This window comes from Thermoanaerobacter sp. X514 (genome assembly GCF_000019065.1).
GTDB lineage: Bacteria > Bacillota > Thermoanaerobacteria > Thermoanaerobacterales > Thermoanaerobacteraceae > Thermoanaerobacter > Thermoanaerobacter pseudethanolicus.
Window position 1 is genome coordinate 614,999 of record NC_010320.1, and the last position, 23,384, is coordinate 638,382.

22 protein-coding genes are annotated in these 23,384 nt (G+C 33.7%); all 22 read left to right on the forward strand.

Annotation, left to right across the window (positions count from 1 at the left end; all coding sequences use genetic code 11):
• The 22 genes from mfd to TETH514_RS03125 all read left to right on the forward strand — a co-directional run bounded on the left by mfd (nucleotide 1) and on the right by TETH514_RS03125 (nucleotide 23,378).
• Nucleotides 1–3,498: a transcription-repair coupling factor gene (mfd, locus tag TETH514_RS03020; protein WP_009052125.1), complete on the forward strand. Its 3,498-nt coding sequence runs from the start codon at nucleotides 1–3 to the stop codon at nucleotides 3,496–3,498.
• A gap of 65 nt (nucleotides 3,499–3,563) precedes the next feature.
• Nucleotides 3,564–4,469, forward strand: coding sequence for a peptidylprolyl isomerase (locus TETH514_RS03025; RefSeq protein ID WP_009052126.1), 906 nt, complete (start codon nucleotides 3,564–3,566; stop codon nucleotides 4,467–4,469).
• Nucleotides 4,470–4,574: 105 nt separating this feature from the next.
• On the forward strand, nucleotides 4,575–5,126 hold the full coding sequence (gene spoVT / locus TETH514_RS03030) for a stage V sporulation protein T (protein ID WP_003867613.1): 552 nt from the start codon (nucleotides 4,575–4,577) through the stop codon (nucleotides 5,124–5,126).
• Nucleotides 5,127–5,198: 72 nt separating this feature from the next.
• A complete protein-coding gene (yabG, locus tag TETH514_RS03035; protein ID WP_009052127.1) occupies nucleotides 5,199–6,053 on the forward strand; it encodes a sporulation peptidase YabG in 855 nt (284 codons plus the stop codon).
• 189 nt (nucleotides 6,054–6,242) lie between these two features.
• On the forward strand, nucleotides 6,243–6,512 hold the full coding sequence (locus TETH514_RS03040) for a Veg family protein (protein WP_003867615.1): 270 nt from the start codon (nucleotides 6,243–6,245) through the stop codon (nucleotides 6,510–6,512).
• Nucleotides 6,513–6,620: 108 nt separating this feature from the next.
• On the forward strand, nucleotides 6,621–8,147 hold the full coding sequence (locus tag TETH514_RS03045) for an SPOCS domain-containing protein (protein WP_009052128.1): 1,527 nt from the start codon (nucleotides 6,621–6,623) through the stop codon (nucleotides 8,145–8,147).
• Between the two features lie 107 nt (nucleotides 8,148–8,254).
• On the forward strand, nucleotides 8,255–9,124 hold the full coding sequence (gene ispE, locus TETH514_RS03050) for a 4-(cytidine 5'-diphospho)-2-C-methyl-D-erythritol kinase (protein WP_009052129.1): 870 nt from the start codon (nucleotides 8,255–8,257) through the stop codon (nucleotides 9,122–9,124).
• Nucleotides 9,117–9,794, forward strand: coding sequence for a GntR family transcriptional regulator (locus TETH514_RS03055; RefSeq protein WP_009052130.1), 678 nt, complete (start codon nucleotides 9,117–9,119; stop codon nucleotides 9,792–9,794). Before ispE ends, TETH514_RS03055 begins: the two co-directional genes overlap by 8 nt.
• A 5-nt stretch (nucleotides 9,795–9,799) precedes the next feature.
• Complete coding sequence (locus tag TETH514_RS03060; protein ID WP_003867621.1) at nucleotides 9,800–10,528, forward strand: nucleotidyltransferase family protein; 729 nt, start codon at nucleotides 9,800–9,802, stop codon at nucleotides 10,526–10,528.
• Nucleotides 10,529–10,595: 67 nt separating this feature from the next.
• Entirely contained in the window at nucleotides 10,596–10,808 is a 213-nt protein-coding gene (locus TETH514_RS03065) for a CLC_0170 family protein (RefSeq protein ID WP_003867622.1), read from the forward strand.
• Between the two features lie 10 nt (nucleotides 10,809–10,818).
• Complete coding sequence (locus tag TETH514_RS03070) at nucleotides 10,819–12,423, forward strand: spore germination protein (protein WP_009052131.1); 1,605 nt, start codon at nucleotides 10,819–10,821, stop codon at nucleotides 12,421–12,423.
• Nucleotides 12,407–13,516 carry an endospore germination permease gene (locus tag TETH514_RS03075; RefSeq protein ID WP_003867624.1) on the forward strand — a complete coding sequence of 370 codons (1,110 nt, stop codon included), beginning with the start codon at nucleotides 12,407–12,409 and terminating at the stop codon, nucleotides 13,514–13,516. Before TETH514_RS03070 ends, TETH514_RS03075 begins: the two co-directional genes overlap by 17 nt.
• The gene (locus tag TETH514_RS03080) at nucleotides 13,500–14,651 is read left to right on the forward strand and encodes a Ger(x)C family spore germination protein (protein WP_009052132.1); all 1,152 of its coding nucleotides are present in this window, start codon (nucleotides 13,500–13,502) and stop codon (nucleotides 14,649–14,651) included. The genes TETH514_RS03075 and TETH514_RS03080 overlap by 17 nt, the downstream gene beginning before the upstream one ends.
• A gap of 69 nt (nucleotides 14,652–14,720) precedes the next feature.
• A complete protein-coding gene (spoIIR, locus tag TETH514_RS03085; protein ID WP_009052133.1) occupies nucleotides 14,721–15,356 on the forward strand; it encodes a stage II sporulation protein R in 636 nt (211 codons plus the stop codon).
• Nucleotides 15,357–15,448: 92 nt separating this feature from the next.
• Nucleotides 15,449–16,159, forward strand: a complete 711-nt coding sequence (gene sleB, locus TETH514_RS03090) for a spore cortex-lytic enzyme (protein WP_003867627.1) — start codon at nucleotides 15,449–15,451, stop codon at nucleotides 16,157–16,159.
• 9 nt (nucleotides 16,160–16,168) lie between these two features.
• Entirely contained in the window at nucleotides 16,169–17,503 is a 1,335-nt protein-coding gene (gene ypeB / locus TETH514_RS03095) for a germination protein YpeB (RefSeq protein WP_009052134.1), read from the forward strand.
• Nucleotides 17,504–17,568: 65 nt separating this feature from the next.
• Nucleotides 17,569–17,766 (forward strand): small, acid-soluble spore protein, alpha/beta type, encoded by a 198-nt coding sequence (locus tag TETH514_RS03100; RefSeq protein ID WP_009052135.1) that lies wholly within the window; start codon nucleotides 17,569–17,571, stop codon nucleotides 17,764–17,766.
• A 132-nt stretch (nucleotides 17,767–17,898) separates the two neighbouring features.
• Nucleotides 17,899–18,978: a D-alanine--D-alanine ligase family protein gene (locus TETH514_RS03105; protein ID WP_009052136.1), complete on the forward strand. Its 1,080-nt coding sequence runs from the start codon at nucleotides 17,899–17,901 to the stop codon at nucleotides 18,976–18,978.
• A 27-nt stretch (nucleotides 18,979–19,005) separates the two neighbouring features.
• Entirely contained in the window at nucleotides 19,006–19,428 is a 423-nt protein-coding gene (locus TETH514_RS03110) for a DUF1934 domain-containing protein (protein WP_009052137.1), read from the forward strand.
• A gap of 1 nt (nucleotide 19,429) precedes the next feature.
• Nucleotides 19,430–21,118 carry an arginine--tRNA ligase gene (gene argS, locus TETH514_RS03115; RefSeq protein WP_009052138.1) on the forward strand — a complete coding sequence of 563 codons (1,689 nt, stop codon included), beginning with the start codon at nucleotides 19,430–19,432 and terminating at the stop codon, nucleotides 21,116–21,118.
• A gap of 55 nt (nucleotides 21,119–21,173) precedes the next feature.
• Nucleotides 21,174–21,818, forward strand: a complete 645-nt coding sequence (locus TETH514_RS03120) for an MBL fold metallo-hydrolase (protein ID WP_009052139.1) — start codon at nucleotides 21,174–21,176, stop codon at nucleotides 21,816–21,818.
• 993 nt (nucleotides 21,819–22,811) lie between these two features.
• A complete protein-coding gene (locus TETH514_RS03125) occupies nucleotides 22,812–23,378 on the forward strand; it encodes an aminodeoxychorismate/anthranilate synthase component II (protein WP_003867635.1) in 567 nt (188 codons plus the stop codon).
• Nucleotides 23,379–23,384: the final 6 nt, after the last annotated feature.

Here is a 23,384-nt window from a genome sequence, read left to right on the forward strand (position 1 = left end):
ATGTTTACTCGCCAAATAGAAGAATTAAAAGAGATTAAAACAATAGAAGAATTTCTTCAACAGAGGAAGGGACCTGTTTTGGCTTATGGGCTTACAGATTCTCAAAAAGCCCATATTGCCCATTATATAATGACTAAGTTTAACAAAAAGGTGTTAGTTATTGCTCCTGATGAGGTGGAAGCAAGAAAAATATACGAAGATTTGTATTCTTTTAATTTTGGCAATGCTTCTTTATTTCCTAAAAGAGAAGCCTTGTTTTATAAAATAGATGCTGCGAGTCAAGAAGTGGTGTCTCAGAGATTGCAGGTAATTAAAAAATTGTCAGAAGAAAGTCCCCATGCTGTAGTTACTTCTATAGATGCAGCAGTAGGCAAGCTCATACCTATGGATTTGTTTAAAAAGTATCAGTTTGTTTTTAAATTAGGTGATACTGTAAATTTAGAAGAAGTTATAAAAAGTTTGGTGACCATGGGGTATGAAAGGGTTCAAATAGTGGAAGGAAAAGGGCAATTTAGTGTGAGGGGAGGAATAATCGATGTTTTTTCTCCTACGGAAGAATATCCTTATAGGATTGAACTTTTTGACGATGAAATAGATTCCATAAGGACTTTTGATGTGATTACCCAAAGGTCTTTAGAAAATATTGATAAAATAAATATTTTTCCAGCTACAGAGTTTATCGCAGAGGCAGAGCACATCAAAAAGGGGATTTCGGCAGTTTCGAACTATTTAAATTCCTATTTGTCAAAAATAAAAAAACCGAAAAGTGGTATTGCAGAAAAATTACAGCAAAAATTTGAAGAAATTATGGAGGAGATTACGGAATCTAAAAGGGTAGAAAATATTTATGAGCTTATAGATTATTTTTATGATGACGTTTATTCTATTGTTGACTATATGGGAGAAGATGCAGTTATTATTTTAGATGAAAGCAGTCGCATTAAACAAAGGGTAAATAACCTTCAAATGGAATTTAATGAAAATTTCAAGGCTTTGTTAGAAAAAGGAGAGGTTTTGCCAGAGCAAAGTAAGCTTTTTTTTGATTATGAGGAAATATTAAAAAGAGTGAAAAATAATTTTTTACTCATAATGAATACTTTAGCAAAGCCAGGCAATGAGTTACAACCTCAAACGATTGTTAATTTTGTATCAAGGTCTATGCATCATTTTCACGGCAATATGGATATTTTAGTAGATGATTTGAAGTATTACAAAAACGCAGGATATAAAGTGTTGCTTTTAAGTGGGAATCAAGAAAGAGCAAGAATTTTAAAAGATACTCTTGACAGTTTTAATATTGATACTGTAGTGATTAAAGACAGTGAATACGATATACAAAAAGGGCAAGTGGTCATATATGCTGCCTCTGTTAGCAAGGGATTTGAGTATGTGGATGCAAAATTTGCTGTTATAAGCGATGGAGAAATTTTTGGTCAGACTAAAAGGAGAAAAAGAACTGTAAAAATTAAAAATGCTGACAAGATAAAGAGCTTTACTGAATTAGAAATAGGGTCATATGTTGTGCATGTAAATTATGGCATAGGAAAGTATGAAGGCATAGAAAAGATAAAAGTAGATGGAATTGTAAGGGATTATTTAAAAATAATTTATGCAGGGGGAGATACCCTTTTTGTACCAGTAGAACAATTAGACCTTGTGCAAAAATATGTGGGTCCTACAGACAATCCTCCTAAATTAAATAAATTAGGGGGTAGTGAATGGCTTAAAGCAAAAAGAAAAGCAAAAAAAGCAGTGGAAGACCTTGCTAAGGATTTGATACAACTTTACGCCAAAAGGCAGATGGTGAAAGGACATGCTTTTTCTCCTGATACTCCATGGCAAAAGGAGTTTGAAGAGCAATTTCCCTATGAAGAGACAGAAGACCAGTTAAGGTGTATAAAAGAAATTAAAGAGGATATGGAAAAAGACAGGCCAATGGATAGACTTCTTTGTGGAGATGTGGGATATGGTAAAACAGAAGTGGCTTTAAGGGCTGCCTTTAAAGCGGTGGCTGATGGGAAACAGGTGGCTTTTTTGTGTCCTACTACTATACTTGCTTATCAACATTATGCTAATTTTATTGAAAGGTTTAAAGAATTTCCTGTAAAGATAGAGATGCTCAGCCGTTTTAGAACTCCTAAAGAACAGAGTAAGATAATTAAAGAGTTAGCGGAAGGAAATATAGATATTATAGTAGGTACTCATAGGCTTTTACAAAATGATATAAAGTTCAAAGATTTAGGACTTTTAATTATAGACGAAGAACAGAGGTTTGGAGTTGTTCATAAAGAAAAAATAAAAAAACTTAAGGAAAATATAGACGTTTTGACATTATCAGCAACTCCTATTCCCAGGACTTTACACATGTCCTTGATTGGTATAAGGGATATGAGTGTATTGGAGAATCCTCCTGAAGACAGATTTCCAGTAGAAACCTATGTAGTGGAATTTAATGAAGAATTAATAAAAGATGCTATTTTAAGGGAAATTGCAAGAGGGGGACAAGTCTATTTTGTTTACAATAGGGTAAATGGCATAGAAAAGATGGCTTCTTTTGTAAAAGATTTAGTTCCTGGTTGTAGAGTAGCTGTGGCTCATGGGCAAATGGAAGAAAGTCAATTAGAAAAAGTGATGATTGACTTTCTAAATGGGGAATACGATGTTTTAGTAAGTACTACAATAATTGAGACAGGGCTTGATATACCAAATGTAAATACTATTATAGTTTATGATGCCGATAAGTTAGGGCTTTCCCAATTGTATCAATTAAGAGGAAGAGTAGGTAGGTCAAATAGACTTGCTTATGCCTATTTTACCTATAGAAAGGATAAAGTTTTAAGTGAAGTGGCGGAAAAAAGGTTGGAGGCGATAAAAGAATTTACTGAATTTGGTTCTGGATTTAAAATTGCCATGAGGGATTTGGAGATAAGAGGTGCAGGCAATCTCCTAGGAGCAGAACAACATGGCCATATTGATGCTATTGGTTATGACTTGTATTTAAAACTTTTAGAGGAGGCTATACGGAATTTAAAGGGAGAAGCTCCCAAAGAGGAGATTACTACCACAATAGACATAAAGGTCAATGCTTATATTGATTCTTCCTATATTGAAGACGAAAATTTAAGATTGGAGATGTACAAGAAAATAGCCTCTATAAAATCTAGAGAAGATATGATAGAGATTTCAGAAGAGCTTGTAGATAGGTTTGGCGATTATCCAAAGCCTGTAGAGGCACTATTGGAAATTGCCTATTTAAAGGCTATTGCCTCTCAAGTCAATATTACCGAAATAACTGAAAAAGGGAATTCTGTTATTTTAAAGTTTAATGATATGAATTTGGTAAATATGGAGGTTATAGAGAAAGTAATAAAGGAGTATGGAGGGAATTTAGTATTTTCAAGTCAAGTACAGCCATACCTCACTTATAAATTCAATAAAAAAGAGACTCTGCAAAAAGAACTTATTGAATTGGTAGAAAAAATAAAAAGTTTGCAGTGAGGATAAAAATGATATATAATTAAATTATGCCCATGTAAACTTTTTAAAGTCAGGAGGATGTCATTTTGAAGAGGAAAATTGCATTACTTTTATCTTTCGTTTTTATAGTATTTTTAACAGTATCGTGTTCTGCCGAAAAAGACGTGGTAGCAGTTGTCAACGGTGAAAATATAACTAATGCGGAATATAAAAAAGTTTTTGACCAAGTAAAGGCACAAATTGAAAGTAGTCCCCAATATACAAAAGATATATGGGATGAGGATTATCAAGGGAAAAAGTTTTTAGATGTAGTAAAAGAAAATGTGCTTGATAGTTTAATTGCTGAAAAATTGCTTGTGCAAGAAGCTCTAAAAAATAATATTACAGTTACAGATAAAGAAATAGAGGATGAATATCAAAAACAAAAAGAAGTTAATAAAGATATTACAAAGGAAGATGTGAAAAATTATCTTTTAATAAATAAGCTCTTTGACGAATATACAAAAGATGTAAAAGTTACAGAAGAAGAGTTAAAAAAGTATTATGAGGATAATGAAGAGCAATTCGAAACAGTGAAGGCTAGTCATATATTAGTGGTTGATGAAAAAACAGCAGAAGATATATACAATCGACTTATGAAAGGCGAAGATTTTGCTACATTAGCAAAAGAGTATTCTGTTGATACGGCTACAAAAGACCAAGGAGGAGATCTGGGAGAATTTCCTCATGGCGTTATGGTTCCAGAGTTTGACCAAGTAGTTTTTTCACTTAAGAAAGGTGAAATATCAAAACCTGTTAAGACTGATTATGGATACCATATAATAAAGTCAGATGGTGTTATAATAAAACCTTTTGATGAAGTAAAAGATACTATAGAAAGTTATTTGTTAGATGATAAGAAAAATCAAGTTATTATAGAAAAATATGATGCCCTTGAGAAAGCAGCAAAAATACAAAAGTTTCCTCAAAACATAAAAGTAACAGTAGGATAAAAAAGCCGGCAATTTAGTTGCCGGTCTTTTTTTTGCGAATAAATTTATGGAAAAATATAAATACTAATCTTGAGCTAAAAATTTTAGGAAATGGAGGTATTTACTTTGAAGGCTACAGGAATTGTACGCAGAATAGATGATTTAGGGAGAGTTGTTATTCCTAAAGAAATCCGAAGAACATTAAGAATCAAGGAAGGAGACCCTTTGGAAATTTTTACAGATAGAGAAGGAGAGATAATTTTAAAGAAATATTCTCCAATAAGTGAATTAAGCGATTTTGCGCAAGAATACGCTGATAGCATATATCAATCTACCAAACACCCTGTATGTATTACAGATACAGATAATGTAATAGCTGTTTCCGGAGTTGCAAAAAAAGAATTAATTGATAAACCAATAAGTCAAGAATTAGAAAAATATTTGGAAGCAAAAAAGACGATAATGCTTGGAACAGGGAAAGATAAAGGACCGATTAAAATAGCAGATGGACAGGAATTTAACATTACATCTCAAGTTATAGTTCCTATTATTTCAAGAGGAGATACAATAGGAAGTGTGGTGATTTTTACTAAAGAAGCCGGTGAAGCAGTTACAGAAGTTGAAGCAAAAATCGCTGAAACGGCTGCTGCTTTTTTGGGTAAACAGATGGAAGAATAAATTTATATACACCTATATATACCCCTCTGCATATTATAAACTATAAATTAAGCTGCGCAGGGGGGTTAATTTATGGCTTTTCGCATTAATGACATTGTAATGAGAAAGTCTTATGGCTCTGACATTTTGTTTAGAGTCATTAATGTTATAGATAATAAAGGAGTAAGACATTATCTTTTACACGGTTTAAACATGAGAATAATTGCAGATGCACCAGAAGATGACCTTATAGAGGTTTCTCGCGCCAAAATTGCGGAATATGATAGGCCTTATAGAGAAAAGGCAGAATACCTTTTAAAAAAAATTGCTTCTTCAAAAAGCCTTCAGCGAAAAAAAGGGATGGTACGTGCAAGTCGGCAAGAGCCTTACGGAAGGCCAGGAAAAGTCCTTCACATAGACGGAGATGAAGAATATTTAAATATATGTCTTGATGCCTATAAAAAGGTGGGTATGGAAGTCGTAGGAGTAGTAGTAAAGGAAGAAGAACAACCAGATAAGGTGTATGACCTTTTAGAAAAATATAGGCCGGATATATTGGTTCTTACAGGTCATGATAGTATAAGAAGCAATAGTAGGGATTATGGCGATATAAATAACTACAGAAATTCTAAATATTTTGTGGAAGCGGTTAAAAATGCAAGGAAATACGAACCTGCACTTGACAATTTAGTGATTTTTGCAGGAGCTTGTCAATCAAATTACGAAGCTCTTATAAAGGCGGGAGCTAATTATGCCAGCTCTCCAGAAAGGGTTTTAATACACTGCCTTGATCCAGTCTTGGTAAGTGAAAAAGTAGCTTTTTCCCATATAAATGAGCTTGTAAAAATTGAAGAATTAATAGAAAACACTATAACGGGAGCACCAGGAATTGGAGGATTGCAGACAATAGGAAAATTTAGATATGGCATTCCAAAAGGCAAATATTAAATTAATTTACTCCTTAAGCTAAAAATTATTGATTAAATGCAAATATCTCTGAGATTTGCATATTTTTTTTTGTTTTTTGTATAAAAATCATTATTGACAAGTAGGCAGGTGCACTGATATAATATTATACCCTTGACATTGTCTGAAAATTGTGGTACAATATTCACAGCATGTGCTAAGGAGTTGATAGTGGTGGCAGATAGATCAACCCTTGATGAAATAAAAAAACAATTGGATAAACATATAGGTGCTCGAGTTCGCCTTAAAACAAATGGTGGCAGAAAAAAGACCATAATAAAAGAAGGATTACTAGAAAAGACATATCCGAGCATTTTTATTGTGGTATTAGATGGACAAGGAGCGACCCGGAGGGTTTCTTACAGTTATTCAGATATTTTGACGGATACAGTAGAATTAACTGTGATGGAAGGGAACAAAAAAATCCAATGTCTTCAATGACCGAAGATATTCGGTCTTATTTTTTTTTGGCATAATTTTACCTCAAAAACTATATATTATATTAGCATATCTTATTGTGAAGGACTATTATTTTAAGGAGGTAAAAGCATGCCACAGGTGTATAAAGATATTTTAGAGTTTGATTCTGTATCGGGTACATATGATACTCAACTTCTGGTAGAGAGTGATATAATTGTTCCTGAGAATGAACCGGACGTGCTGGTACTTTTGGCATTAAATCCTCGGACATATATTAATGAAGTTTTTGTGACAGAAGGAAAAGTTCAGTTTGAAGGTAAATTAGCATTAGATATTTTGTATTTGGGCGAAAAAAATGGAGAGCTTGAAAGGATTGAAAAAGAAATTGACTATTCACATGTAATTGAGGATGAAGGTGTTGATAAGAGGAGCAGATGTATGTTAGTTGCAAATGTTGAAAATGTTGACTACAAGTTGGTAAACAGTAGAAAAATAAGTATGAGAGCTGTAATAAAGATACAATGTAGGTTAGTAGTATCTGATAAAAAAGAAGTAGTAATAGGAGCTGAAGATTCGATAAAAGTGGAATCCCTAAAGAAAAAAGTGAAGTTAATGCATACAGTGGGGCAAAATAGTGTAGAAGTCTTTGTAAAAGATAAAATAAAAGTTCCTGAGGGGGAAGCCCCTATTCAAAAAGTCGTAAAAACAGATGTGGCAGTAAAACCGGAGGAAATTAAAGTCACTGATAACAAAGTAATAGTTCAAGGAAGTGTACAATGTAATATTTTATATATTTCACAGGAAGGAGAATTTGGAAATTTAGAAGCAGATTTAAATTATGCAAATTTTGTAGATATTCCTGGGGCTTTAAGTTATATGTCGGCTAAAACTCAAGAGGAACTCATGGAGGTAATTACAACCGCAGTGGAGGATGAAAAGGGAGAAAATACTATTTTAGATATAGAAGTCACAATAAGGGTAAAAGTTCAAGTGTTTGAGACGGAGGATAGAGAGCTTCCTGTTGATGCCTATGGTACAAAAGCTTATATTCAACCCATGAAAGAAAATTTAACTTTGATAGAGGAATTACAATCTTATAAATCTCAATTTGTAGTCAAAACTAATGTAGAATTACCTTCTCTCTTAAAAAGATTGATAGATGTTGTGGTTATTCCTATTATATCTGACTACAGTGTAGATGTAGATAAATTGGTTTTAGAAGGAATATTAGATTATACTATTTTATATTTGTCTGAAGAAGGTAGTGTAAAGCCTTATAGAGATGAATATCCTTTTAAGACTTTTATTGAAATAGGTCAAGTTAAAGGGCCTACTCTGGTTGATATAAAAATTTCTCATGTTTCCTATGAAATAATAGCCATGAAAGAAATTGAGTTAAAGTTTGCAATTGATAATACAGTTGATTTACTTGCAGAGAAAGAAATAGAGGCTATTGTAGACCTTAAAGAAATCGAAGCCCCAAGAGAAAGCGATAATAAACACAGCATTGTTGTTTACATGATTCAAAAAGGCGAAACCTTGTGGGATATAGCTAAAAGGTATAGAGTAGGCCTTGAAGAGCTAATTTCTGCTAATGGTTTAGAAGAAGAGAAAGTTTCGGAGGGGATGAAATTAATAATACCTATGGAAGAATGATACGCAGGAGACTGCGTATTTTTTTTACAGAAATTTTATTGTATAATGTATAATAAATGTATAATATATGAAACTATAATTATTATTGAAAAAGCGAGGATAAAGGAATGAAAAAAATCAAAGTAAAGGCCTATGCAAAAATCAATTTGTCTTTAGACGTGCTAGGTAAGAGAAAAGATGGATATCATGAAATTTCTACAGTGATGCAATCAATTGATTTGGCTGATATTTTAGAGTTTGAAAAAAGCGAAATAGTCAAGGTTTTTTGTAGTGGCCATCGAGTTCCTGAAGGAGAAGATAATTTAATAGTAAAGGTCATCAACTTTTTAAAAGAAAAATATCAAATAGAAGAAGGAGTGTTAGTCAGGCTTGACAAGAAAATCCCTTTAGCTGCCGGCCTTGCTGGGGGAAGTGCTGATGCTGCTGCTACAATTGTTGCATTAGACAAATTATGGAATTTAAACATGTCAGCAGATGAGAAAAAAGAAATTGCTTTGAAAGTGGGAGCAGATGTTCCTTTCTGTCTGGAAGGTGGGACAAAGCTTGCAAAAGGCATAGGGGAAATTTTTGAAGATTTGAATGTTCCTCATATGAATTTACTTCTTGTAAAACCTGATATTGAAATTTTCACAAAAAAAATTTATGATAAATGGGATAGGCTTAATTTTAAAAGCCATCATGCTACTTGTTCAGTAGTTCAAGCTATACAGGAAGGAAACATATACAAAATTGCAGAAAATATAAAAAATGATTTAGAATTAGTAACTTCTCGGGAATGTGAAGTTATTAATCAAATAAAAGAGGAGTTGCTTAAAAAAGGTGCTTTAGGATGTGCTATGTCGGGCAGTGGTCCCACTGTTTATGGAATTTTTGACGATTTACAAAAGCTTATAAAAGCCTATAAAAATTTAGAAGGAATTTACAGTTTTGTATTTTTTTCAAAAACTATAGATAAGGGGTTAGAATTGTATGAATGAGTTTTTTCCATTGGAAAATTACAAACCGTTAAGAGATGTAGTTTTTGATTACATGAAAGATGCCATAATTACAGGTAAATTAAGACCTGGAGAGAGACTTATGGAAGTTCAATTGGCAGAAAAACTGGGAGTAAGTCGGACGCCAGTTAGAGAAGCGATTAGAAAATTGGAACTTGAAGGGCTAGTTGTTATGATTCCTCGAAAAGGAGCTTATGTGGCAGATTTGGATGCAAAGGACCTTTTGAATGTTTTAGAAGTAAGAAGTTCGTTAGAAGGATTAGCTGCTTCCCTAGCTGCTGAAAGAATAACGGAGGAGGAAATTGATAAATTAAAAAAAATTATAGAAGAATTTCAAAAAAAAATAGAAGAAGGTGATAATGAAGGGCTAGTAAAATTGGACAAGGAGTTTCATGATTTAATTTTTACTGCTTCACGAAATGACAAATTAATTCAAATAATGAATAATTTACAAGAACATGTACACAGATTTAGAGTCAGATATATAAATGAAGAGAAAAAAGCGAAAAAAATACATCAAGAACATAAAAAAATTACAGAGGCTATCGAAGCAAGAGATACGGATGCTGCACGAAAATGGGCAGAGAAACACATACGCAATTTCCAGACAGAGGTTGTAAAAGACATAAAGTATTTTAGTTACAAGGAGTGAGTTAGGTGAATGCCATAATTTTGGCCGGCAGTACTAAAGAGGATAAGTTGCCTGATAAAGCCTTTATAGAAATAAAAGGGAAATATATGATCTCTTATGTAATTGAGGCTTTAAGAGGTTGTGATAAAATAGATAAAATTGCAGTAGTTGGAGATCCTGAAAAACTTAAAAAAGTAGTAGGTATAGATGTTATCATTGAGCAAGCTGATAATATAATGGATAATGTTTTAAAAGGAGTAGAACTTTTTAAAAATGACAAAAGAGTTTTGATTCTTACTTGTGATATTCCTATGTTGACTAAAGAAGCTGTTTGTGATTTTATTGAAAAGTCAGAAGCTACAGGAGCGGACTTGTGTTATCCTATTGTTAGAAAAGAAGATAACTTAAAAAAGTTTCCTGAGGCTAAAAGGACTTATGCACGGGTAAAGGAAGGAGTTTTTACAGGTGGTAATATTTTTTATGTTAATCCTGGAATCATAGATAGATTAATTAAAGATGCGAAACAATTTATAACTTATAGAAAAAGACCATGGAAATTAGGGAAATTATTAGGAGGAAAGATATTATTTTTATTTTTAATAGGAAGACTTTCAATTTCTCATATTGAGAAAAAAGCAGAAGAGTTATTTAACATAAATGGAAAGGCTATCATATCCGAATATCCAGAGATAGGTAACGATGTTGATAAAGAAGAAGATGTAGTAATGGCAACTAAATATCTCAGTCGAAAATAGGCATAGGCCTATTTTTTTTTGTATATTTTTTTTCTGAGTGCAAAATATATATTCAGAAGGTGATGGTATGTATAGTTTACTGCATTTTGTAAGACAATACTTTACAGTTTATATGTTTGCTAATGTATTCATTGTAGGGATTTATGAAGCTTTTATTGAGCCTAAATTTTTAGAGAGAAAAGGACTGGATAGGGATGCTAAGCTGTGTAGGTGGATTGGATTGTTTTATGTTTTTATTGGGATAGTTGCTATTATTTTACGAACCTTTTTTCCTATGTAAGGAGGAGAATATGAGATTTTTTGATAAGATATTTGGCAAAAAAAACGATAAAAAGGAAGCGAAAAATGGTACACTAGCTTCAAATAGTCTTAAGGTAAATTTAGATTATATAAAAAATAAATTAAAAGATTGTGATGATGTAATATATAGAGATATTTGGGTGGGGGAAAACCAGCAATATAATCTTGCAATTGTATTTATAGATGGGCTTGTAGACAAAGACCTCATAAATGACCATGTACTCCACTCTTTGCTTTTGGATTCAAGACAAGCAGCCCCTTCTATTGAGAAGATAAAAGGTAATTTATATGAGGTTATAAAAAAAGGGACTATAACTGGAGGGGACATAAAACAGATTACAGACTTGGATAAATGTATTTTATCAATATTGAGTGGAGACACTGCATTATTGTTTGAAGGCTCACCTGAAATAGTCATTATTTCTAGTAAAGGTTGGCAAATGAGGTCAATTTCTTCTCCTGAAGCAGAGACAGTTATAAGAGGTCCCCGGGAAGGTTTTACTGAGACAATAAGGGTAAATACTGCCCTTGTAAGAAGACGGATAAGGGACCCTAATTTGAAAATAAAACAAATACAGATTGGGGAAAGAACTCATACAGACGTAGCAGTGCTTTATATCGAGGATATTGTTGATAGAAATGTGTTGGATAAAGTGATGAAAAGACTTAAAAATATAAAAATAGATGGAGTGTTTGAAAGTGGATACATAGAACAATTGATTGAAGAGGATTGGCATTCACCATTTCCTCAAGTTTTGAGCACAGAAAGGCCTGACAAGGTTGCGGCTTCCCTTTTGGAGGGAAGAGTGGCAATTTTGACAGATAATACTCCTTTTGCTCTCATAATACCTACTACTCTCGCCACTCTTTTTCAATCGCCTGAAGATTATTATGAAAGGTGGATGATATCTTCCCTTTTAAGAATTTTAAGGTTTCTTGCAGCAATTGTAGCATTGGTTTCACCAGCAGTTTACATAGCTTTTACGGCTTATCATCCTGGCCTTATACCGACTAAATTAACTTTATATGTTGCAGCAACACGACAAGGTATTCCCTTTCCTGCTTTTTTTGAAGCTTTAATTATGGAAGCGACTTTTGAGCTTTTAAGAGAGGCGGGAGTTAGGCTTCCTGTACCTATAGGGCAAACTATTGGCATTGTGGGTGGTCTCATTATAGGGCAAGCTGCTGTCGAAGCGGGTATTGTAAGTCCTCTCATGGTAATAGTAGTAGCTGTTACAGCTGTAGCTTCTTTTGCAATACCCAGTTACAGCGCTGCCATTGCTTTTAGAATGCTTAGGTTTATATTTATGCTTCTTGCTGCTGTCTTTGGCTTATATGGCATAATGCTTGGGTTTATGGTGGTTCTCACTCACTTGGTTGTTTTAAAAAGTTTTGGAGTTCCTTATCTTTCTCCATTTGTGGAAATAGACATAAGCGACCTTGCGGATACTTTGATAAAGGCTCCTTTGATGTATTTTAAAAACAGGCCGGAGATTTTAGATACCCCTGATAGAAAAAAGATGAAGGATTTAAGAGAAGAAAAAATAGAAAGCATAGAAGATGATAGGAGAGACAACAATGATAAAAAACAATGACAAAATCTCTGCGAATCAAGTTGCTATAATACTTTTTACTACCATGGTAGGAGCTGGAATATTAAGTCTTCCTGCAGATGTTTCAAAAGAGGTAGGGCCTAATGGGCTTATAGCTATCTTAGGAGGAGGAATTGCTTCTCTTTTTTTTGCAAGGCTGATACTTTATTTATCTTCTAAATTTCCTACAGAAACTTTTGTTGAATATGCCGGTAAACTTATAACAAGACCTATTTCTATTGTTATAAGTGCTGTGCTGGTGTTTTACTTTGTAATGTTTGTAAGCCTTGATGCAAGAATTTTTGGGGAAGTTTTAAAAATATATCTGTTACCTAGTACTCCTATTGAAATTATAATTCTTACTATGCTTTTTAGTTCTGCTTATTTGGTAAGATATGGACTTGAACCAATTGCACGAATGTCAGAAATTTTGTTTCCTATAATGGTGATACCTCTTGTATTACTTTTTTTGCCGGCTTTAACTGATGTAGACTTAAGCAATTTTCTTCCGTTTATGAGAGTTTCATTAATTAAGTTTTTTAAAGGAATGCTTATGACTACATATAGTTTTGTTGGTTTTGAGATATTGTACTTGCTTTTTCCATATGTAATTGATAGGGACAAATTAAAAAGAAGTGTCAATTCAGCAATGTTTTCTACGATGTTGTTTTACATGTATATAACTTTTTTTGTAATCGGCATATTTGGATACAAGGAAACAAGGGAACAGTTGTGGCCTTTTTTGACCCTCATTAAATCGATTAATTTTCCTGTGTTTTTCATTGAAAATGTAGAGGGAATTATAATGGGAATATGGACATTCACCATTTTTACTACCATTTATTCTTTTCACTATTTTGCCACTTTGATTCTTTCAAAACTTTTAAAGGCAAGAGAACATTCTTATTTTGTATTGCCGGCAGTTCCAATAATATATTTGATATCCTTAATCCCTGATTCTATTGTGACAGTTTATAAATATGCGGGTTATGTTTCCCAGTACATGTCAGTGTTTTTTATTGCTATATTGCCAATACTGCTGTATATCATTTTAAAAGTTAAAAGATTAGGTGGTAAAGATGAAGAGAAAACTTAAAATAGTGATATTATGGGTTTTAATTGCTCTCATGTTGACAGGCTGTTGGGATAAAATTGAAATAGAAGATAGAGCTTTTGTGATGGCAATTGGCATAGATTTATCTTCTTCGAATAAAAGATATGTTGTGACTTTTCAATTTCCTAATGCTGCCCAAATAACAAAAGGTACCAGCGGTGGTGGAGGAGGAAGTGAAAAGCCAAGTTTTGCTGTTTCTGAAGTAGCTGATACAATTTTTTCTGCATCAAGGCATATAAGTACAAGAATTGATAAAGCGTTGTATTTAGGTCATACACAAGCTATTATTTTTGGCAAAGACGTAGTGGAAAACAAGGATAAATTTCAACAAGTTTTAGATTCTCTTGACAGGAGTTATGAATTGAGCCGTAAAGTTTATCTTCTTGTAACTCCGCAAAAAGCTCAGGATATTCTTCTAAAAAAATATGAGATGGAACCAAATACAGGAGCTTATATTCGAGATATATTCAAACATTACAACAGGACATCAAGATTTCCAACAATTGACTATAATAAAATCACTAAGTCTCTTCATGAGACAAATGGTAATGCGATAATTCCAAAAATAATTGCAGGAAAAGATGAAATTAAAATAGCAGGTTCTGCTATTATCAAAAATTATAAATTAGCAGGTTGGATGGAAGATGATGAAAACATGGGATATATGTTGCTAACTGGACTTGTAAAAGGTGGAGATGTTGCTGTTAGCACGCCTGGCGATGAAGAAAGAATAGAAATTCCTTTTAATATTTCAAATGTTATTAGAAGGCGAGCTGTTAAAGAAGAAAATGGAAAAATTATTTATAGAGTTATACTGGAGGTGGAAGGAGATATAACAGAATATACTTTTGAAAAGCATGGAGAAATGATGAAAGGTGATTTGTTAAACGTCATAGAGAGAAAAACTAGTGACGAAATAAAGAAGATGACACAAAAAGCTATAAATAGATTTCAAAAAGAATTGAAAGTAGACATGCTAGGTATAGGAGATTATATTGAAAAATATCATCCGAGTTTATGGGAAAAGGTGGGGAAAGACTGGGATAAAATTTTCCCGGAAGTAGAGATAAAAGTAGATGTTACTTCTCATGTCCGAAGGATAGGGCTTTTCAGGTAGAAGGGTATATTTTTTAATATATTTGGCAATACTTTAGTTAGACTAAAGATTTGTAATGGAGGATAAGACATGAAACGGTTAATTGCGTTGTTGGTATTAGCAATTATTATAGCAGTAAATTTTTATGGGGCTAAATCTTCCAATTTGCAAAAAGAAGACTTATCCCGTAAATTAATAAGGTTTCATGTGATTGCTAACAGCGATTCCGAAGAAGACCAGGAATTAAAACTTAAGGTGAGAGATGCTATACTTGTCGATTTAACGCCTAAATTTGAAAAAGTAAAAGATTTAAAAGATTCGGAAAGGATTATAAAACAAAGTATTGAGGAGATTAAAAAGGTTGCTGAGGAAGTAATTCGTAAAGAGGGTAAAAATTATGATGTGAAAGTTGCCTATGGCACCTTTGATTTTCCTACACGGTATTATGGAACTATTACTCTTCCTGCGGGGAATTATAATGCGCTTAAAGTAGTTATCGGAAACGGCGAAGGTAAAAATTGGTGGTGTGTGATATTTCCTCCCCTTTGCTTTATTGACGTTACTCACGGATTTACAGATACACAAACTGCAGAAGAAGTGGCTAAATATCTTTCTCAAGATGAAATGGAACTTATTGAGGAAGAAAAACCAAAAGTTAAATTTAAAATACTTGAAATTATAGAAGAGTATTATAATAAATTTAAAATGGCATGGATGGCGCCTTAAAGGGCGCTTTAATTTTTTAAATTAAAAACAGCGTATAATACTTTTACTACTACAAAAAATATTTACAAACACCAAAGAAAAGGAGGTTCAAAATGAAAATAGATTTTATTCTCCGCATAAAGATTATAATAACAGTTTTGGTCATTTTTATAACAGCAGTTTTTGAGTATGCAGCTTATGATTTGACTAAAACAGCTATGTCTAACCTTTATTGGGGGAATACAGGTAGTGATGTTGCCAAAGTGCAAGCACGGCTTAAAGACTGGGGATATTATACGGGAGCTGTAGATGGATTTTTTGGGGTTAGAACGTGGCTGGCAGTTCGAAAATTTCAAGCATATAATGGCCTTAGAGTTACTGGCATTGTAGATGATGATACAAAAGTAGCTCTAGGTTTTACGACTACTGCACAGGATTTAGCGGCTTATTACGCTTCTTCTTCTGTTACTACAAATGACGATGTCTATCTTTTGGCAATGCTTATAAATGGAGAAGCCAGAGGGGAACCTTACATTGGAAAAGTTGCAGTTGGAGCTGTGGTGATGAATAGAGTAAGAGACCCGAGGTTTCCAAAAACTATAGCAGGTGTTATATTTCAACCTGGGGCTTTTTCAGCAGTAGATGATGGTCAAATGTGGCTACCTCCTACAAATGACAGCATAAGGGCGGCAAGAGATGCGATTGCTGGATGGGACCCTACTGGTGGTGCATTGTATTATTACAACGCTGCGAGAGTGACAAGTTATTGGATATTTAACAGGCCAATTATAACCCAAATAGGCAGCCATATCTTTGCAAGGTGAGGTGAAAAAATGTTAAAACGGGGCTTGACGGCTTTTGCTTTAATTTTAATATTAATCCTCGGAGCATGGGGATATAGACAATATATTGAAAAAATTTCTTATCACAGGTATTTACAAGCACAATATGATAGGTCTTTTTATCAATTGGTGTCTAACGTAGAGAACATCGAAACTTCTATGGGAAAACTAATGGTAGCTTCTTCAGATAAAACTACTATTCCAATTTTAGATGAAATATGGAGAGAAGCTTTTTCAGGGCAAGAGCACTTAAATCAACTTCCTATAGGGCAGCCTGAAATAGATAATACTTCAAAGTTTTTGACACAAATTGGCGATTACGCTTACAGTCTTACAAAAAAAGTTGCTTCAGGGCAAAAATTATCACAACAAGATTTAGAAACCCTTACGAAATTACAGAATTATGCGGTATTTTTAGGTAAAAACTTACAAGACTTAAGAAAAAAAATTCAAGGTGGATATGAACTTGGAAACTTACGTCAAAAAGGTACACAAAAAATGGGAGAGATTGATAGAAAGATTTTAAATGTAAAAATGAGTAATGTCAATCAGACTATGACAAATTACCCTACTTTGATATATGACGGCCCTTTTTCTGAAAGTTTAGCAAAGACTACACCTAAAGGTTTAGTTGGGAAAGAAGTTTCTTACGATAGAGCTTTACAAATAGCAAAAGATTTTTATGGAAAGCCTGTAGAATCACAAAACAAGTATAGTCCTAACAATGGAAAAATAAAAGCCTATGGCGTAGAATTAAAATCTCCAGGTAAATTACCTGTTTATATAAATGTCAGTCAAAAAGGTGGATATGTTGTATGGATGATGGATCAGAGAAGTGTGAATAAAATAAATATTTCTCAATCACAAGCTTTGCAGTATGCTAAAAAATTTTTAGAAAAACACGGTTTCAAAAACGTGGAAAGTACTTATTCTATGAAGGCAGATGGTAGTGTACAGTTTAATTTTGTTCCTGTACAAGATGAGGTATATTTGTATCCAGACATTGTCAAAGTGAAAGTGGCACTTGACAATGGTGACATAATCGGATTTGACGCTACAGCTTACTACATGAATCATACGGAAAGAAAATTAGAAAAACCAAAACTTACGGAAAAAGAAGCGGAACAAAAAGTAAATAAAAATTTAAAAATAGAAGGAAGGAAATTAACACTTATTCCTTTAGAAAGCGGGAAAGAAGTATTAGCTTATGAATTTAAGGGGACCTACAAAGGAGATACTTTTTACGTCTATATAAATGCATTAAATGGAAATGAAGAAAAAATTTTAAAGGTTATAAAAACAGAACATGGAGATTTGACCATGTAGTCCATAACATAAAAGTGCTTTTAAAGTGCAAAATAATTGTAGGGCAAAAGAAGGAGGGGATAAAAATGGGTAGACGCAGAGGCTTAATGTCTGACCAACTTAAATATGAGTTGGCTAAAGAACTCGGCGTTTACGACACAGTAATGAAGGAAGGTTGGGGAAGTGTTTCTTCTAGAAATTGCGGTAATCTTGTAAAACTTGCAATCGAAAAAGCAGAAAAAATGCTTGTGGGAAATTATAACAACGGAAATACCACCTTCTAAATGCCCACCAAGCTGGGGAAGAAACATCTTCTTTCCCGGCTTTAAATTTATAAAATAAAATTTTTCTTGAATACATATTCTTAAAAGAGTAGAATAAAGATAATGTAAGAAAAATTAGTGGAGTGTGAGAGAATGGAAAAGAAGAAAATAGCTGTTTTATTTGGCGGACAATCAGGAGAACATGAAGTTTCTTTAATGTCTGCAAAGTCTATAATAAACAACCTTGATAAAGATAAATACGAGATTTACATGGTAGGTATTACAAAAAAAGGAGAATGGTATCTGTATAGAGGAGATGTGGGGAAAATAGAAACTGGAGAATGGGAAAAAGAAGGAATTCCTGCAATTATGGGAGCTTCTACAAAGTATAGAGGAATAATAACTTTCGAAGATGGAGAAAACGGTTTTTATCCTATAGACGTGGTATTTCCTGTTTTACATGGTCCTAATGGAGAAGATGGGACTATACAAGGGCTTTTAGAACTATTAGACATGCCTTATGTAGGTGCTAATGTGCTTTCTTCTGCTTTATGCATGGATAAAGTTTTTACAAAAAGAATTTTTAAGGAAGCGGGGTTACCTACACCTGATTTTGTAGTAGTGTATGGAAAAGAGATTGAAGACTTAGAAGCTATAAAGAAAAAAATTGAACACTTAGGATATCCTTGTTTTGTAAAACCTGCTAATTTGGGGTCGAGTGTTGGCATTACTAAAGTCCACAACGAGGAAGAACTTCCTGGGGCCTTGAAATTAGCTGCGAAATATGATAGAAAATTATTAATAGAAAGAGGAATAGATGCCAGAGAGATTGAATGCTCTGTTTTGGGTAATGAAAATCCCGAGGCCTCTATTGCAGGAGAAATTGTTCCTTCTAATGAATTCTATGATTATAATGCTAAATATTTTGATGGGGGTAAATCTCTTCTCTTAATACCTGCACCACTTCCAGATGAAAAAATGGAAGAGGTAAGAAAGCTTGCTATAAAGGCCTACAAAGCTTTGGATTTGAGAGGTATGGCGAGAGTAGACTTTTTAATGGATAGAAATACAGGTACTCTTTATTTAAATGAAGTTAATACCATTCCGGGGTTTACAAAAATAAGCATGTATCCCAAATTATGGGAATCAAGTGGAAAGTCTTATTCAACATTATTGGATGAGCTTATAAACTTAGCAGTAGAGAGCCATAATGAAAAATGTAGGGAATGGTGAGAAATAAGGGAAGAAGGGGAGAGGTAATTGAAAAAAGCGATTATATCCGTAAAAGGTACTCAAAAAAACGATCAAAATGAATCTGATACAATAGAACTTATTACAGAAGGCAATTTTTACATTAAAGGTAATACTTTTTATGTAGTATATGAAGAAAGTGAACTATCGGGAATGGATGGAACTACTACTACTTTAAAAATTACAGAAGACAAAGTTACATTATTGCGATTTGGCACTAACAAATCTAAAATGGTTTTTGAAAAAAATAAAAGATACGAGTCTGACTATGATACCCCTTATGGAAAAATTCTTTTGGGAATACTGCCAACAGATGTAAAAGTGGCTATGTCCGAAGCTGGTGGTGAGATTACTATAAAATATGCCCTTGACCTTAATAACAAGACTGTGAGCGATAATGAACTATACTTAAAAGTGCGGGAGGTAAACTGATTTGGAAAACATTATACAAAAAGTAAAAGATGAAATAAAAGACATGGTGACTACCGCTATAGAGAATTCTGTAAAAGAAGGTTTGATGAATATAGAGGTTATTCCAGAGATAGAAATAGAGGAGCCAAAAGAAAAACAACATGGTGACCTTGCAATAAACACAGCGATGGTAATAGCAAAGCAGGCTAAAATGCCCCCTAAGAAAATTGCAGAAATCATTGTTTCAAAAGTGGACCCTTCAAATACTTTTATAGAAAAGATTGAAATTGCAGGACCTGGCTTTATCAATTTCTTTTTGAAGGATAAATTTTTGGAAGAAACTTTAAAGCTCGTTTATGAACGAGGAAAAGATTATGGACGTGTAAATATAGGAAATGGCAAGAAAGTGCAAGTGGAATTTGTATCGGCAAATCCGACGGGTCCTATGCATATGGGAAACGCAAGAGGTGGTGCTTTGGGAGATGCCTTGGCGGCAGTACTTGACTATGCAGGATACGATGTTACAAGAGAATTTTATATAAACGACGCAGGAAATCAAATAGAAAAATTTGGATATTCCCTTGAGGCAAGATACCTGCAATTATTGGGTATACCAGCTGAAGTGCCCGAAGGTGGCTACCAAGGAGAGGACATAATAGATAGAGCGAGAGAATTTTTAGAAATATACGGAGATAAATATAAAGATGTGCCATCAGAAGTGAGAAGAAAGGCACTCATAGATTATGGACTTAAGAAAAATTTAGAAAAAATAAAAGAGGATTTAGCTCTTTACGGGATAGAATATGACGTGTGGTTTTCTGAGCAATCTCTTTATGACAGCGGAGAAGTGTATAAAGTAATTGAAGAGCTTAAGCAAAAAGGATACACTTATGAAAAAGACGGGGCTTTGTGGTTTAAAATGACATTATTTGGCGCAGAAAAAGACGATGTATTAGTTAGGACCAATGGATTTCCTACATATCTCGCTTCTGACATAGCCTATCACAAAAATAAATTTATAACTCGCGGATTTGACTGGGTTATAAATGTGTGGGGTGCGGATCACCATGGCCATGTTGCTCCTATGAAAGGAGCGATGCAGGCACTTGGCATAGACCCTGACAGGCTTGACGTTGTTTTAATGCAGCTTGTGAAACTCATAGAAGGCGGTCAAGTTGTTAAAATGTCCAAAAGGACAGGCAGAATGGTGACACTACGAGATCTGATAGATGAAGTAGGGAAAGATGCAGCGCGGTTTTTCTTCAACATGAGGTCTGCAGACAGTTCCATTGATTTTGACCTTGACCTAGCTAAAGAACAGTCAAATGAAAACCCTGTCTTTTATGTCCAGTATGCCCATGCGAGGATTTGCTCCATAATAAGGCAGTTAGAAGAAGAGGGTGTAAAGATAGATAATATAGATGAAGTAGATTTAAGCCTTTTAAAAGAAGAAGAGGAAAAAGAATTAATTAAAAAATTAGCATATTTCCCAGAGGAAATTACCATTGCAGCAAAGACATTGGCACCTCATAGGATTACGAGATATGTACTTGATGTAGCATCGCTTTTCCATTCTTTTTATAACAGTCACAGAGTAAAAGGCGTAGAAGAAGATTTGATGAAAGCAAGGTATGTGCTTATATTAGCAGTAAAGACTGTCATAAAGAACGTTTTAGATATATTAAAAATAACTGCACCAGAGAAAATGTAATAGGCGGTTTTCCGCCTATTTTTTGTGGTATAATATGGATAGGAGGTGTTAATTTATGAATATAAAGTGGTTGGGTCATTCCTGTTTTAAATTGACATCTGAGAAGGGCACGGTTATTGTTACAGACCCTTTTGATGAATCAGTTGGGTACCCTATGCCGGATGTAAAAGCAGATATTGTGACATCTTCCCATTCCCATTTTGACCACAATTATTTTAAAGCAGTAAAAGGCAATTTTGACATTGTTGATACAGTAGGAGAGCATAATATAAAAGACATAAAAATAAAAGGTGTAAGCACTTTTCATGATGAGGAGCAGGGGGCAAAAAGAGGTAAAAATATAGTTTTTGTCGTTGATGTTGATGGCATTAAAGTGTGTCACATGGGAGATTTGGGACATGTTTTAACAGAAAAACAAGTTGAAGAAATAGGTTCTGTTGATGTACTACTTATCCCTGTAGGTGGTTATTACACAATTGATTCAAAGCAAGCGGTAGAAGTAATGAATCAGTTAAAGCCAAAAATAACTATTCCAATGCATTACAAAACAGAGTTTATCAATTTCCCTATTGATACTGTGGACAACTTTTTAAATATGACAAAAGGTAAAAAGATTTTATCCACAGAAGTGGATATTACTAAAAAAGATTTAGAAGGTGAGCCAAAAGTAATTGCTTTAAATTATCAGTATTCTATGTAAAAATTTTTTTAAAAATAAATGAATATAAAAAATAAAAAGGGGCAATATAATAGTGTAAGGTTCGTAATGGTCGAGCCAAGATCATCACAGGACGCAAGTTCTGTGATGGTCGGCCAAAGATTGGTATTCGATCAAAAGGTCGGATGCCAGTCGGCGGGCAGATTATAATATGTCCATGTAAAGCCTAAATTTTTAGGCTAAAAAGGATGTATTATAGTCGAGCTAAGACTATTATAGGTTCCGCAGGTCGAAGTACGTTATGTACTTAGACTGGAGGTCTTATGCAAAGTGCATAAGGTTTCTAAGGTATCTATAATAGTCGAGCATAGGTCAGTATGGGTTTTGCAATACCTTGCCTTTTAAGTGAGGTATGAAGAGATTTGTACTGGCTGAAGCGAAGACCATTACGAGCCTTACTTTTTTCCTGACAAGGGGACGGTTCTTCTGTCCCAGACAGAAGAACCGTCCGAGATTGCTGGAAAAAGCCCTATTTTTATGCAGAGATGTTTAACAAATTTATTCTTGTAGTTGAAAAACTACTTTTTGTTCCCATAATATAGAAAAAAGTTTTAAAATAAGAGGATACCAGGTTGGCTATCCTCTTTAAATTTACCGCCTTTTTTTCTCTTAACATGTTCTTTTTTTACTGTATGATTGCCTTCCATGCAAAACCATTGGTCTGAATCTTTGTTATATGTATATTTGCTTTCGTCCATTTTGTAAGCAGATGGACTTACTGGTATATGTCAAGCATATTATACCCTGTTTTGGTTTTGAGGTCTGTGTAAAAAACCTTTGATACTCCCATCTTTCCTCTTTAGCTCACTTCAAAAAATCTTGTAAGTAAAATTATAATCGTTTTTTGTAGATTAGTGAATAGCTTATTTTTACTCAAAAGTCCACAAAATTTTTAAACTTTCTTGACAGCTGCTTTATCAAAACGATAATATATTGAAAAAGGCAGTGTGAAAGTCAACAAAGGTGGTTTTGAAGATGGTACTAATTGTTGATAATTTCGACTCTTTTACATACAATCTGTATAACTATTTCTTAAGACTTGGTGCAAAGACCATTGTGAAAAACAGAGACGAGATTGATATTGATTATATCAAAAAATTTAATCCGTCGCACATTGTTCTATCACCTGGTCCTGGAAGACCTACTGATGATAAGATACTTTTTGAAATAATAGATAATTTTAAAGATACAAAAAAGATCCTTGGCGTATGTCTTGGGCATCAAGCAATTGGGATGTACTTTGGAGCAAGGCTTATAAAGGCAAGAAAGCCTATACATGGGATTGTAGATACAATAGAGCATGATGGACAGGGTATATTTAAGGGATTAAAAAGTCCTTTAGAAGTTACAAGATACCATTCTCTTATCTTGGAGAAAGATAGTATGAATGTAAGAGAACTGATTATTAGCGCTATTACAAAAAATGATGAGGTAATGGGAATAAGGCATAGATTTTATCAAATTGAAGGTGTTCAGTTTCATCCAGAATCGATTGCAACAGAAGATGGGCTTTTGATGATAGAAAACTTTTTAAGAGGGTGAAGTTTT

Bases quoted from the DNA above. Each gene is read 5' to 3' on its own strand.
- mfd (WP_009052125.1), top strand. From the start codon at position 1: ATGTTTACTCGCCAAATAGAAGAATTAAAAGAGATTAAAACAATAGAA.
- yabG (WP_009052127.1), top strand. From the start codon at position 5,199: ATGGCTTTTCGCATTAATGACATTGTAATGAGAAAGTCTTATGGCTCT.
- TETH514_RS03045 (WP_009052128.1), top strand. From the start codon at position 6,621: ATGCCACAGGTGTATAAAGATATTTTAGAGTTTGATTCTGTATCGGGT.
- ispE (WP_009052129.1), top strand. From the start codon at position 8,255: ATGAAAAAAATCAAAGTAAAGGCCTATGCAAAAATCAATTTGTCTTTA.
- TETH514_RS03055 (WP_009052130.1), top strand. From the start codon at position 9,117: ATGAATGAGTTTTTTCCATTGGAAAATTACAAACCGTTAAGAGATGTA.
- TETH514_RS03065 (WP_003867622.1), top strand. From the start codon at position 10,596: ATGTATAGTTTACTGCATTTTGTAAGACAATACTTTACAGTTTATATG.
- TETH514_RS03070 (WP_009052131.1), top strand. From the start codon at position 10,819: ATGAGATTTTTTGATAAGATATTTGGCAAAAAAAACGATAAAAAGGAA.
- TETH514_RS03075 (WP_003867624.1), top strand. From the start codon at position 12,407: ATGATAAAAAACAATGACAAAATCTCTGCGAATCAAGTTGCTATAATA.
- TETH514_RS03080 (WP_009052132.1), top strand. From the start codon at position 13,500: ATGAAGAGAAAACTTAAAATAGTGATATTATGGGTTTTAATTGCTCTC.
- spoIIR (WP_009052133.1), top strand. From the start codon at position 14,721: ATGAAACGGTTAATTGCGTTGTTGGTATTAGCAATTATTATAGCAGTA.
- sleB (WP_003867627.1), top strand. From the start codon at position 15,449: ATGAAAATAGATTTTATTCTCCGCATAAAGATTATAATAACAGTTTTG.
- ypeB (WP_009052134.1), top strand. From the start codon at position 16,169: ATGTTAAAACGGGGCTTGACGGCTTTTGCTTTAATTTTAATATTAATC.
- TETH514_RS03100 (WP_009052135.1), top strand. From the start codon at position 17,569: ATGGGTAGACGCAGAGGCTTAATGTCTGACCAACTTAAATATGAGTTG.
- TETH514_RS03105 (WP_009052136.1), top strand. From the start codon at position 17,899: ATGGAAAAGAAGAAAATAGCTGTTTTATTTGGCGGACAATCAGGAGAA.
- TETH514_RS03120 (WP_009052139.1), top strand. From the start codon at position 21,174: ATGAATATAAAGTGGTTGGGTCATTCCTGTTTTAAATTGACATCTGAG.
- TETH514_RS03125 (WP_003867635.1), top strand. From the start codon at position 22,812: ATGGTACTAATTGTTGATAATTTCGACTCTTTTACATACAATCTGTAT.